This window comes from Faecalimicrobium dakarense (assembly GCF_000499525.1).
Classification (GTDB): domain Bacteria; phylum Bacillota; class Clostridia; order Peptostreptococcales; family Peptostreptococcaceae; genus Faecalimicrobium; species Faecalimicrobium dakarense.
The window spans coordinates 1-13,353 of sequence record NZ_HG529330.1; the positions used below are offsets into that span (position 1 = coordinate 1).

The 13,353-nt window shown below is 26.0% G+C and carries 14 protein-coding genes; 6 read left to right on the plus strand and 8 right to left on the minus strand.

What is annotated here, in order from left to right; all coding sequences use genetic code 11:
* From BN899_RS09130 to BN899_RS09140, 3 genes are all read right to left on the minus strand, one after another.
* Positions 1 to 1,023: threonine aldolase family protein (locus BN899_RS09130; RefSeq protein ID WP_042274818.1), on the minus strand; the 1,023-nt coding region annotated here is incomplete at its 3' end.
* Positions 1,024 to 1,144: 121 nt separating this feature from the next.
* The gene (locus tag BN899_RS09135) at positions 1,145 to 1,885 is read right to left on the minus strand and encodes a tyrosine-protein phosphatase (RefSeq protein ID WP_042274820.1); all 741 of its coding nucleotides are present in this window, start codon (positions 1,883 to 1,885) and stop codon (positions 1,145 to 1,147) included.
* A 137-nt stretch (positions 1,886 to 2,022) separates the two neighbouring features.
* On the minus strand, positions 2,023 to 2,562 hold the full coding sequence (locus tag BN899_RS09140; protein ID WP_042274821.1) for a dihydrofolate reductase family protein: 540 nt from the start codon (positions 2,560 to 2,562) through the stop codon (positions 2,023 to 2,025).
* Between the two features lie 93 nt (positions 2,563 to 2,655).
* Between BN899_RS09140 and BN899_RS09145 the strand changes: the two genes are divergently transcribed.
* Positions 2,656 to 3,627, plus strand: a complete 972-nt coding sequence (locus BN899_RS09145; protein WP_242824136.1) for a helix-turn-helix transcriptional regulator — start codon at positions 2,656 to 2,658, stop codon at positions 3,625 to 3,627.
* A 137-nt stretch (positions 3,628 to 3,764) separates the two neighbouring features.
* On the opposite strand, the gene BN899_RS09150 is transcribed toward BN899_RS09145, so the two are convergent.
* From BN899_RS09150 to BN899_RS09160, 3 genes are all read right to left on the minus strand, one after another.
* On the minus strand, positions 3,765 to 4,610 hold the full coding sequence (locus tag BN899_RS09150; protein WP_052356773.1) for a hypothetical protein: 846 nt from the start codon (positions 4,608 to 4,610) through the stop codon (positions 3,765 to 3,767).
* Between the two features lie 87 nt (positions 4,611 to 4,697).
* Positions 4,698 to 5,468, minus strand: coding sequence for a class I SAM-dependent methyltransferase (locus BN899_RS09155; RefSeq protein ID WP_042274825.1), 771 nt, complete (start codon positions 5,466 to 5,468; stop codon positions 4,698 to 4,700).
* Between the two features lie 144 nt (positions 5,469 to 5,612).
* Positions 5,613 to 6,542, minus strand: a complete 930-nt coding sequence (locus tag BN899_RS09160) for a metallophosphoesterase (protein ID WP_052356774.1) — start codon at positions 6,540 to 6,542, stop codon at positions 5,613 to 5,615.
* Between the two features lie 299 nt (positions 6,543 to 6,841).
* Between BN899_RS09160 and BN899_RS09165 the strand changes: the two genes are divergently transcribed.
* Positions 6,842 to 7,558, plus strand: a complete 717-nt coding sequence (locus BN899_RS09165; RefSeq protein ID WP_042274827.1) for a response regulator transcription factor — start codon at positions 6,842 to 6,844, stop codon at positions 7,556 to 7,558.
* Between the two features lie 569 nt (positions 7,559 to 8,127).
* Positions 8,128 to 9,132: a HAMP domain-containing sensor histidine kinase gene (locus BN899_RS19770; protein ID WP_242824137.1), complete on the plus strand. Its 1,005-nt coding sequence runs from the start codon at positions 8,128 to 8,130 to the stop codon at positions 9,130 to 9,132.
* Positions 9,133 to 9,205: 73 nt separating this feature from the next.
* Here the strand turns inward: BN899_RS19770 and BN899_RS09175 are convergent, their stop codons facing one another.
* The gene (locus BN899_RS09175; protein WP_042274830.1) at positions 9,206 to 9,781 is read right to left on the minus strand and encodes a TetR/AcrR family transcriptional regulator; all 576 of its coding nucleotides are present in this window, start codon (positions 9,779 to 9,781) and stop codon (positions 9,206 to 9,208) included.
* A gap of 164 nt (positions 9,782 to 9,945) precedes the next feature.
* Here BN899_RS09175 and BN899_RS09180 point away from each other — a divergent pair, with 164 nt between their 5' ends.
* From BN899_RS09180 to BN899_RS09185, 3 genes are read left to right on the plus strand one after another with little or no spacing between them, the layout of a single operon-like run.
* Positions 9,946 to 10,662: an ABC transporter ATP-binding protein gene (locus BN899_RS09180; protein ID WP_042274831.1), complete on the plus strand. Its 717-nt coding sequence runs from the start codon at positions 9,946 to 9,948 to the stop codon at positions 10,660 to 10,662.
* Positions 10,662 to 10,922, plus strand: a complete 261-nt coding sequence (locus BN899_RS19775; RefSeq protein ID WP_242824138.1) for an ABC transporter permease family protein — start codon at positions 10,662 to 10,664, stop codon at positions 10,920 to 10,922. The genes BN899_RS09180 and BN899_RS19775 overlap by 1 nt, the downstream gene beginning before the upstream one ends.
* A 35-nt stretch (positions 10,923 to 10,957) precedes the next feature.
* Positions 10,958 to 11,743 (plus strand): ABC transporter permease, encoded by a 786-nt coding sequence (locus BN899_RS09185; protein ID WP_242824139.1) that lies wholly within the window; start codon positions 10,958 to 10,960, stop codon positions 11,741 to 11,743.
* 73 nt (positions 11,744 to 11,816) lie between these two features.
* Here BN899_RS09185 and BN899_RS09190 read toward each other — a convergent pair whose 3' ends face one another.
* Positions 11,817 to 13,187, minus strand: coding sequence for an MATE family efflux transporter (locus tag BN899_RS09190; RefSeq protein WP_042274832.1), 1,371 nt, complete (start codon positions 13,185 to 13,187; stop codon positions 11,817 to 11,819).
* Positions 13,188 to 13,353: the final 166 nt, after the last annotated feature.

The window sequence follows — 13,353 nt, forward strand, 5'->3', positions numbered from 1 at the left end:
AGATACTTTTTTTAATTCATCTATAAATCCTAGTACTGACTCTTTAGTTGTTGCCCATGAAGTTACTAGTCTTATAGCAGTATTTTCTTCATCAAATTTAGCCCAGATACTAAATGCATAATTATTTTTTAATGAATCTATTACATCATTATTAAATATAGGGAATACTTGATTAGAAGGAGAATCTACTAAATATTTATATCCTAATTCATTTATTCCATCTCTTAAAATATTAGCCATTTCATTTTCATGTCTTCCTATTTCAAAGAATAAATCTTCTTTAAATAATTCTAAAAATTGTATTCCTAATAATCTTCCTTTAGCAAGCATAGCCCCTTTTTGCTTTAAGTAATATCTAAAATCTTCTTTAAGAGAGTCTTTACATATCACTATAGCTTCTCCAAATAATGCTCCATTTTTAGTCCCACCTATATAAAAAGCATCTGTTAGATTACTTATATCAGAAAGTGTTAAATCGTTTTCTCTACAGCATAAGGCAGAACCAAGTCTTGCTCCATCCATATATAAAATTAAGTTATTTTCTCTACAAACTTTATTTAATTCTTCTAATTCACTTTTAGTATATATAGTTCCTATTTCAGTTGAGTTTGATATATAAACAAGTTTTGGCTTTACAACATGCTCATTAGTGTGCTTAGAAAGTGCATATAATACGTCTTCTTTTCTTAACTTTCCATCTTCTACATTAACTGTTATAATTTTATGGCCTGTAGCTTCTATTGCCCCTGTTTCATTAGAAAATATATGACCTGTATTCGCAGATATTGCTGCTTCATGTGGTCTTAAAAATGCTGATATAGCTGTTAAATTAGTTTGTGTTCCTCCTGGTATAAAGTGAATATCTACATTTTCATTTTGTAATTTTTCCTTTATAGCTGTTACTGCTTTTTCACAATATGTATCTAAACCATACCCTTCACTTTGTTCTAGATTTGTTTTAACTAAAGCTTCAAGAATTTGTGGATGTGCTCCTTCACTGTAATCACTTTTGAAACTATACATACCTTCTCCCCCTCTTTTGTGTAAATTAAATATAATTTTATATTAACATTATTTAGAATTAGTATCTATATCATATATAATTATTTTTCTAATTCTTTAACTATATTTAAAATTATTTCTATTAATATAAACAGTGGTTTCTAATTGAATCTATATCTTCTTTAGTAAGATTAAATTCATTATATAAATAATTTTCTACTGTATCGTAATTTTCATCTATTCTCTTAAATGCTTCCTTAATATATTCTTCATTTACTCCAAATATATTGTTTAAATTTTCTAGAGGCACACTTTTTAAATCTTGATTTTTAATTATATATTCTTCTATTGATTCTTTTGAGTATTTATTACTTTTCAAATACTCTTCTATTATATCGTCTCTAGATACTCCAAGTATCATATATATAATAGCACACCCTACACCAGTTCTATCTTTTCCTGCTGTACAATGATTAAGTATTGGCAGATTTTGTGTGTTTTTTATTAGTTCTACTAATCTTTTATATGATGTATTATCTATCGGTAAATCATAATAGCTTTTTTTAAGCATATCAAATACGCCGTTACTTTTTATCATTTCTTTCATCATTTCTTCAATTGAACCGAATTTTGCATTTTTTTCATTTTCAAATTTCATAGCTGACACTCTTATGTTTTGTATATTTTTTATAACTGTTGATGGTAGTTTATCAGCTTCTTCGTCACTTCTATAGTCAAATATGTATTTTATATTAAGATTTTTTAGTGTATCTATATCTTCTTCATTTAGATTATTTAAATTTGCTGATCTAAAGAAAAGACCTTTCTTTACAATTCTTCCATCTTTTGTTTTATACCCACCTAAATCTCTAAAGTTTTTCAATTTTTTCACTCCTTACTCTGTTAATATATAAAATAAAAATTATATAGTTAGTAATATCTATCATCTTTATAAATATTACTAACTTATATTATAACCTAACCCCTAGGTAAATTTTATCTCTAGATAAATTATTTTAATTAATCTCTAATATAATGAATCATTACCGCCCCATTATAAACTTTAGATTCTTTTAACTTAAGCTTTAATTCTTTACTTCCTTCTTTGAATAAAGGTATACCTTCACCTAAAATAGTTGGTATAACTGTTATAATATATTCATCTATTAAATTTGATTCAGTTAGATGTTTTATCAACTCAGCTCCACCAACTATCCAAATATCCTGTCCTTCTTTTTGCTTTAAATCTTTTATAAAACTACATATATCCCCTTTTATAAATTTAACATCTTTATTATCTTTAATATCTTTACTTGTAAATACAAAACTATCTATGCCTTCATATGGCCAAACACCTACACTTAGTTCATTTACAACTTGATCATAAGTTGTTCTTCCAAGTATAACAGTATCTATCCCTTCGTAGAACTCATTATATCCAAAATCACTGTCTGGTTCACTTCCATCACCACAAAGCCAATCAATATCTCCATTTTTTCTTGCTATATAACCATCTAAACTCATTGCTATATATAGAATTACTCTTCTCTCTTTTTTCATAATTTTGTATCCTTTCTTTTTTTAACCATTTTAATTATAATAATTATTAACTTACTTACAAAACATATTATACTAAACAATAGTTGACATCTTATGTCATATTTGAAAGGAAAATTTATGAAAGCTGATAGACTTATATCTATACTTATGTTACTTCAAATGCACAAACAACTAACAGCTAGTGAATTATCTAATCGATTAGAAGTTTCTGTAAGAACTATTTATAGAGATATTGATTCACTAAGTAATCTTGGAATACCTATAATTAGCGATAGAGGTTCTAATGGAGGGATAAAACTTTTAGGAGATTATAAAACTTCATTGACAGGAATAAATACAAATGAAATATTTTCTTTGTTCATTCCTACTGGAGATAAAGTATTAGATGATTTGGGTATTGAAAAGCTAAAAACTTCTACTCTACTTAAGTTTTTAGGAAGTTCATCACATAACCAAATACAAGAAATAGAAAATATTAAAAATTATATTTATATAGATATGCATTCATGGAACAAAACAAATAACGTAAGCAAAGATATTCTTAATACATTGCAAAATGCTATTTGGAAATTTAGAACTTTAAATATTTTATATAGAAAAATACATGAAACTAAAGAAGTAATATTAAACCCTCTAGGCCTTATATGTAAGAGAGGAACATGGTATCTAGTTGGATTAAATAATAAAATTATTAAAACATACAAAGTAACTTCTATAGAATCTGCCTTTTTAATGAAGGATAGTTTTATTAGACCAACTGATTTTAATTTAGAAGATTATTGGAAAAATTCAACTAGTAAATTTAAAAGTTTAATTCCTAAACATACTTTTAAATTTAAAGTAAATTCATGTATTTTAAATCATATAAAAGAAAGAATGTTTATAACTATAAGTACAACAGTTATTGAAAATGATGAAATTTATATTGATATAGAATTTGATTCTTTATTCCAAGGGATAGAATTTGCTTTTGGTTATGGTAAATACATTGAAATAATTGAACCTGAATGTGCTATTAATGAACTTAAGAGAAAAGCGTTAGAGGTTATTAACTTATATAAATAAAGCTAGGAATCTTCCTAGCTTTATTTATATAAAAGTATAATTATGTTCATTAGTTTGTATATATAACTGTTTTATGCACTACCTTATTTTTTTGATGTATATAAACCATCCTAATATACATACTGCAGCTCCTATTGTTATATATTTAAAAGTATTTTTACTTTTTTCTTTGATATTTCTTTCTTTACTTCTGACATTATAGTATCTATTTCTTTTTCTGTATATCCTTGTTCTTCTAATTCTCTAGCTATATCTTGCTCCGTTACTCTATCTCTATTATTAAATGCTTTGTCTAATGCATAATAATAAAACCATGCGTTATTTGTTGAGAAAAAATTACTTTTGCTATAATTCTTATAATAGCTTGGCTTGTACGTTGAGCTATTATTTGTTGATGTGTTCTCTTTCTTATTTTCATTTATAGTTTTAGGCTTAACTGTAAAGTTTGCACTATCTGCTTTAAGTGAAGATTTATTAGAATCTGCATTTACTTTTTTTGTATTACCAGCAACTGTAGCTGCTCCCGCCATAGAACCTACCTTTAGAGCTGTAGTTGCTTTATTTTTCGTTTTATCATTTTCTTTTTCTGATTTATCTGTTAAATCATTACTTTCTTCATTTTTTGAATCAGATTTATTTTTGCTAAAGTTTCCTGAATTTACTTTACTATCTACTTTATCAGTTTTTTTAGTACTAGACTTAGTACTTGATGAATCTTCACTCGTATTGATTTTAGTTGATTGATTAGATGATTCTTTCGTACTAGACGACTTTGATTTATCTTTAGTTGACTTAGTTTTATTACTTTTAAGTGAAGACTTTGATTTACTACTTGAGCTGCTTCTCTTATAAGATGAACTAATGCTACTTTTTGATGATCTAGATGATGAGCTTCTACTTCTTTTTGCTTCCACCACGGTTGGCATTGCCAATAATATACAAAGAATTATTGATAAAACTTTGTTGACTGTTTTTTTATTCATTATTACTTCCCCCACAATATATAAATTACATATAACTTATATATTATAATACTTTGTATTTTTTGTCTTGCAGTTTTGTTATTTATTTTATAATTTTATTGATTTAGTAGCAATGTATGTATCTATATATTTATCTAATAAATCCCCACCTGAATTATCCTCATAAAATCCACTGATTAAAAATCCTGCATCTATTTGATCTCCAATCTGACTTTGAAGCGAGTGCCCAAATTCTAAAGTATCATTTGTATCTAATCTTTCTTTCAATTGATCTTTTGGCAATTGTTCTATATCAGAATATGGAATGTGATTTTTAATAACTAACTTGCTATTTTGCTCCCATTCATATAAATCAAAAATATATATAAGAGGGTTCGTAAATCCAGATATTAATATACCACCTTTTTTCAATACTCTATAACATTCTTTCCAAACAACTTTAATATCATCAATAAAGCAATTAGATACTGGATGAAATATAAAGTCAAAAGTTTCATCTTCAAACCTTGATAAATCTCTCATATCACCTTTTTCTAAATGTATGTTTAAATTATCCCTTTCAGATACCATCTTATCCTTTAATAATTGCTCTTTACTATTATCAAAAACGGTTACATTCGCTCCCAAAGCAGCAAATATTGGACCTTGTTGGCCTCCACCAGATGCAAGACATAGTACATTTTTCCCTATTAAATCTGAAGTCCACTCTCTCGGTACTGCTTTAGTTGGAGTTAGTAGTAATGTATATTCTCCATTTTTTGCATTTTCTACTTCCTCTGATGTTACTGGTATTGTCCATTTATTTTTATTTTTTACTTCATTATCCCAAGCAATGCTATTATGTTTTAATATATCCATTTTATCATCCCCTTTATAAAGATATACTTAATTTCTTATCATAAATAGTATCACAGTAGATGTTAAAAAACATTATAGCTACTAATTAAAAATACAGGATAAGTATATTTACTTATCCTGTATTTTTATATTATCTATGAATTATTACTTAAAGCTAATAATTTTACTACTTTTATTAACTACCTTCCAATCATCTTTTACTTTTTCTGCTTCCAAGTTAATATGTGAAATAGCTTCACCATGTTTACCTGGTTGAGTTACTATTACATTCTCCCCATCTTTATTTGTATAATCATGTTGTTCAATTTCTGTATGAGTATGACCTGCAACAATTACATCTATTCCACTTACTTCATTGGCTAATTCCTGTATTCTATTACCTGGATTTTTAGGTTTTTTAGACTTTTCTCCAGTATGTGCTACTGTTATTATTATATCTACTTTATCTTTTTTCATCTCTTTGACCCATTTTTTAGCATCTTCCACTAAATCATTCATATATAACTTTCCTTCATATTGTTTTTGATCTTTCAGTTCTCTTGATTTAGTAGGCACTAACTTTTCCCCATCCCAGTCTTTAGATTCTCCTACTTCTTTTATCGTAAGCCCTAGTATACCTACATTTAATTTACCTTCTTTTGTTTCAATTTCTTTTATTATATATGGCTTAGTATAGCTTTCTCCATTACTTTTATATGTATTTGCAGATAAAATTTCCATATTATTTTCTTTAAAATCATTTATCAAAGTATCTAGGCTTTCTTTATCATTAGCTACAAACTCATGATTTCCAAGAACAACAGCATCATAATTTAACTTTTTCATATCTTTTACTACTGGTGCTACCCCTTCTCTTGGCTCAGCTATTTTTTCATACTTAGGTATCCCGTCTTCAGAAACACTTGCTAGCTTTTCTCCTCTAAACCATGTTGCCATTTCTTCTGTTTGTATATCAAAGAAATCTCCAGCATTTACTAACATTAAATCTTTATCTTTTTGCCTTTGTTCATTTACATAATCAACCATTTTATCTGGTATTATAGAATGTAAATCAGTTGTTGCTAACACATTCACATTAACACTTTCTTTTCTACTACACCCAAATGCAAATATACTTAATAAACTTGTTATTGATATTATTGCTATTTTTTCTTAATCATAAAAAATCATTATCCCCTTTCCCTTCTGCTTTTACCATACAAATATAACATATATCTTTTTTTATATAACATCTTGTCTTAATCGTTTCCTTTTTTTAATAAATTTGTAATAATTATGATTTTCTGTTATAAATTCTTAATTATTTAGGCTGTATTTTGTAAATTTATACCATTAATGTCTATGATATAATAATTTTCAAAGGGGTGAATCAAATGAATAAAAATATACTAATCGTGGATGATGATAAAGAAATAGTAGATGCTATTGAATTTTATCTTAATCCAGAGGGGTTTAATACATTCAAAGCCTATGATGGTCTTGAAGCTATCGAAGCTTTAATAGAAAATAAAATAGACCTAATCATAATGGATGTTATGATGCCAAATATGGATGGTCTAAAAACAACTTTAAAAATAAGGGAAAATAATAATATTCCCATAATACTTTTGTCCGCTAAAAATCAAGATATGGATAAAATTTTAGGTCTTAATATGGGTGCTGATGATTATGTCACTAAGCCATTTAATCCATTAGAGCTTATAGCTCGTGTTAAATCTCAGCTAAGAAGGTTTATAAACTTAAATACTATGAAAAATAATAATACTATAATTGATAGTATTACTATCCTGACTAGCGGTGGACTTTGTTTAAATAAAGATAGCAAGCAAGTTACTCTAGATGGCGAAGAAGTAAAGATTACTCCTATTGAATTTAAAATATTAGAACTTTTACTTTCAAATAAAGGTATTGTGTTCTCGTCTAAGGATATATATGAAAAAGTTTGGGAAGAGATAGCTTACAACTGTGAAAAAACTGTTGCTGTACATATAAGAAGGATTAGAGAAAAAATAGAAATAAACTCTAAAGATCCTAAATATTTAAAGGTGGTGTGGGGAATTGGATACAAAATTGAAAACATTAATTACTAATAACTCTAGTCTAAAATCATTTGCTAATAATTCTAGATTAAAACTTATATCGTTAAGCTTATTTTTTTTAAGCATATCAATATGCTTTGAAGCTTGTTTTAATTTATTATTTAGCTTTGGTAATTTATATAAAGTATCATCTATAGCTAAATATATATTCTTTGGACCTATTGAGAGGTATTCAAATTTTGATATTATATATACTATGAAAGCTCTTGCTTTTACCACTGGTATTTTATCTATTATATTCTTTATAATTTATAGATTAAATAAAGATACTAACAATAATTTTTTAAATAATATTTTTAAACTATTATCAAGATTTTCAATAGATAGTATTATTTTATTTATAATTTCATCAGTTTTAATTAGATATATATTTTGGGGCAACACTGGTTCGTTTTATGACAATTTTTTTAATTATATTTGATTTTATAATTCTATGTTCTCTTTATTTTACTTATAATAGTCTTAAGCTTTATAATGAAAACTTAAAGGATAGAATTATTATTTTAAAATTTTTAAAAAACACATTAAGTAATCATAATAAAAAATCTTTTAATAAAAAATTGAAATCAGTTTTTGTAATATCTATAATTCTTCAATTTTCATTATATTTAATATTTTTTGAAGCCGCATTCGATTTTGGATCGGGTTTAGTTCTTTCAATGATTTTTTCTGTTTTTAATATTATATGTTATTCATATATATACCATTTTTTAAGTAAAAAAACTGATTATATAAACTATTTATCTACTAACATTAAAAATATTGAATCTGGAAATTTAGAATATAAATTAGACATAATAGGAAATGACGAAATAACTTCTATTGCAAATAGTATAAATAATTTAACAGATGGTCTAGAAAGTGCATTAGAAGAAAAACTTAAAAGTGAGAAAATGAAAACAGAACTTATAACAAATGTAAGCCATGACTTAAAAACTCCACTAACTTCTATTGTAAGTTACATTGATATACTTAAAAATAATGAACTTGATTCTGAAACTACAAAGGACTACATAAATATACTAGACAGAAAAGCAACAAGACTTAAAACTTTAGTCGAGGATATATTTGAAGCTTCTAAAATTAATAGTGGTGATATAGAACTTAGTATAGAAAAAACAGATGTAAAAGAACTTCTTATACAGAGTATTGTAGAACTTGAAGATAAAATAGAAAAATCAAAACTTGATTTTATAATAAGCACTCCTGATAACTCTATTTTTGCTAATATAGATGGTAAAAAAACTTTTAGAGTATTTGAAAATCTTATAAATAATGTAACTAAGTACTCTCTTTGTGGTACTAGAGTTTATATTGACCTAGACATTATTAGTGATAATATAGTTATTACTATGAAAAACATATCTAACCATAAACTAAATATAAGTTCAAATGAGCTTTTAGATAGATTTGTTAGAGGAGATGTATCTCGTAATACTGATGGAAGTGGACTTGGACTTTCAATATCTAAAAACATAGTCGAGCTTCAAAATGGAGATTTAAAATTAGATATTGATGGAGATTTATTTAAGGTTACTATAAAATTTAAATCTCTAAATTTATAGTTATTTATTATTCTTTAAATTATAAAATACAAAGTAAGCCATATGATACATATATTTTATGTATCATATGGCTTTAAATATCTTTAGTTACATTTACTATTACTTTTGATATAATTAATGCTAATTCCATAGGCGTTTCCTTCATTCCACTTTCAATCCATTTTTGAATAATTCCTAACTGTGCTGAAGATGCTATAGTTGTAAGGTATTCTATGGAAATATTTCTATGTTTATTTTTTATACCAATATATGAACTCTCACGTATCATTTTATCCATTAAAGATTTTAATTTTACTTGAAAAGATAAGTCTCCATTTGGACCTAATACTACACCAATAAAGTCTGAATTCTCTTTTATATAACTATATAAACTAGTTAGTATTTCAAGAACTTTATTCCTATCTCTATTATCAATAATTCCATCTGATGAATGTTCTTTTATAATACTACTAATGTTTCCTAGTATTTCATTGCTGCTTTGTTCAATTAAATCGTATTTATCCTTATAGTGAAGATAAAATGTTGCTCTATTAACATCTGCTTTATCAGTTAAATCTTTTATAGTTATCTTATCAAATTCTTTCTCTCTCATAAGATTTATTAATGCATCTTTTAATAATCTTTTTGTTCTACTGACTCTTCTATCCATAAAATTCTCCTAAGCATATACAATATTAATAAACACATTTTACAAATCTGTCTATTAATATACATATTTTATTATTTTAATTATTGATATATATAACTTCTTAACTATAATAATAAGTATGTAACAATAAGCAACACAATGTCAATTACTTTGGAGGTTATGTTATGAATATAGTAAAAGTTTCTAATATTACTAAAACTATTTCTAAGTCAGTTATATTAAATGATATAAGTATAGATATAGAAGAAGCCGAAATAGTCGGTTTTATCGGTCCTTCTGGTTCAGGTAAAAGTACTTTGATTAAATCTATTATTGGTATGGAAAAAACTGACTGTGGATCTATTATGCTATTTAATAAGAATATTCCTAATTTAGATGTTTTACAAGATATTGGATACATGGCACAAGCAGACGCTCTTTATGAAGACTTAACTGGAGAAGAAAATTTAAAATTTTTTGCTACACTATTTTCTATAAAGAAAAGTAAATTAAAAGATAGAATAAATTATACTTCAAATTTAGTCAATATAAATGAGCATTTATCAAAAAAAGTGTCTAATTACTCTGGTGGTATGAAAAGACGGTTATCTCTCGCTATTGCTTTGATACAAGATCCTAAATTACTTATATTAGATGAACCTACTGTTGGTATTGATCCAAAATTAAGATTTAAAATTTGGGATGAATATATAATCTTAAAAAATCAAGGTAAATCAATTATAATAACAACTCATGTTATGGATGAAGCAAGTAAATGTGATAAACTTGCATTAATTCGTGAGGGTAAAATTATTGCTAAAGGATCTCCAGATGATATAAAAAAACAGTTTAATGCTAATACAATTGAAGAAGTCTTTTTAAGAATAGGAGATGATCTATAATGAGAATAAAAGCATTGATACTAAGAATTATAAAGCAAAATATACGCGATAAAAGAACCTTAGCACTTATGATGATTGCTCCACTTATTATAATGTCTTTGATATATTTCTTATTTAACTCAAGCAATGATTCTATATTAAATATTGGCGTATATAATACTACTAATGAATTTAACAAATACCTAGATACGTCTAATATAAATGTTGTGGTATATGATAATAAGTCTAATATAAAAGAAAAATTAAAAATGATAACTTAAAGTCATTCATAGATTTTGATGACAATACACTAAATATTACTTATGAAAATAGTACTCCTTCTGATACGCAAAAAATCAAAGCATTAGTTCAAGGTACTTTAGCAAAGGAACAAACTAATAATCTAAAAAAAATACTATCATCTAATCAAAATATAAACATAAAGTTTATTAAAAATAAAATATCCATAGATGAAAACTATATTTACGGAGATGAAAATTTATCTTATTTTGATACTATAAGCCCTATATTAATAGGATTCTTCGTATTTTTCTTCGTATTCTTAATATCTGGTATATCTTTATTAAAAGAAAGAACTTCTGGTACTTTAGATAAACTACTAGCAACTCCTATTAAAAGAAGTGAGATAGTAATAGGATATCTAGTTGGATATGGTATATTTGCAATTATACAAACTATAATAGTGGTTCTATTTGCAGTTTATGTACTTGGTATAAAAATAGAAGGCAGTATAATATATGTATTATTAGTTAATATAATTATAGCTTTTATAGCTCTATCTTTTGGTACTTTATTATCTACTTTTGCTAATTCAGAATTTCAGATGATGCAGTTTATTCCAATCGCTATAGTCCCTCAAATATTTTTCTCCGGACTTATACCAGTTGATACTATGGCTAATTGGCTACAAGCTATATCACGTATTGTACCCCTTTACTACGGAGCAACATCTCTTCAAGGGATTATAGTAAAAGGTTATACACTATCAAATATAAAATTTGAAATCTGTATTTTAATATTATTTGCTTTAGTTTTTTCTTTATTAAATGTTTTAAGTCTAAAGAGATATAGAAAAATATAGTTAGTATTTAAGGAGCTATAACACAAAATGGAATGAGTACTTTAATAAAGTGCTCATTCCATTTAATCTATAATTATTCAGATTTTTTATATTCACCATATAATTTACCAAATTTAAGCATTATGATAAATATACTTAACATTAAAATACCTTTTAATATACTACTTAAACTAATGCTCCACCATACTCCATCTAATCCAAGCATTTGTTGATTTGATAAGAAATAGGCTACTGGTACCCTTGCACCTGTTAAAATTGTTATTATTAATGCTGGTATAAATGTTTTTCCAAGACCTTTAAACGCTCCTGTAGTTATTATTTCTAAACACATAAATAACTGAGAATATCCTAATATTTTAAGATATATACTACCTTCTCTTATTGCATCTGGTTCTTGTATGAATGCATTAAATATATAATTCCCAAAGAACACCAATATAAGTGTGTTAATACTTCCAAGTATTAATGCTATTATTAAAGTTATTTTGCAACCTTTATTTATTCTATCGTATTTTTTAGCCCCATAATTTTGACCTACAAAACTTCCAAGTGCCACTGCAAGTCCTTCTGCTGTCATCCAAGTAATAGATTCTATTTGAGATCCAACCTTTTGAACTGCTATTGCTACTGGTCCAAATGCAGCAACAACTACTCCTATTAACATAGAAAATACAGTAAACATACCACTTTGTATAGCAACAGGGAGTCCTAATTTACATAATACACTATAATAATTTAATTCTATATTTTTAAATAATTTCACTTTAAAATATTCATTTTTATTTTTTATAATTATAGCTAAAAACGATAAAGTTACAACCATCTGTGCAATAACTGTAGCTATTGCAGCACCTACTACCCCAAGCTTTGGAAACCCACCAAGTCCAAGTATTAATACAGGGTCTAATATAATATTTGTAATTAATCCTATTGTATTAATTTTAAAAGGTGTCTTACTATTTCCAAGCCCATTAAATATCGCTGTAAATACTGGATTTATAAAATAAAATACCATTCCTAATGCAACTATAACTAAATACTGTCTAGACATAGTGATAACTTCTGCTTCACCTAATCTAAAGAAACCTATTAATTGGCTATTAAATAAAACTAAGAATATAGTATATAATATCGATAAAATAATGTTTATTTCTATAGCTGCTTTTATAAATGATTTTGTTGAATCCATATTCCCTTCACCTATACTTTGTGCAACCTTTATTTCTCCGCCTATTTTAGAGATAGTTATAAACGCCATAGCAAGCCATGGAAAAAATCCAGCTGTTCCAACAGCCGCTACTGCATTACTCCCAGCCTTTCCAACCCATATCATATCCGTTAAATTATAAGCCATTTGTATAAATGAAGTTCCCATTATTGGAAGTGCTAGTTTTATTAACTTACTCGCAATCTTCCCATGTGTTAAATCAATTCTATCTTTCATGTTATCTCCTTATTTAATTTTTAAAATTTTAATTTATATACTTTATTAATGGATTTTAATTATACCCTAAAACTAGCTTATTAAATATTAAATATAGATAAAAGTACCTTGTAATAGTTACAAGGTACTTTTTAATTAGTATGATTTAGCCTTATTGATTAATTTA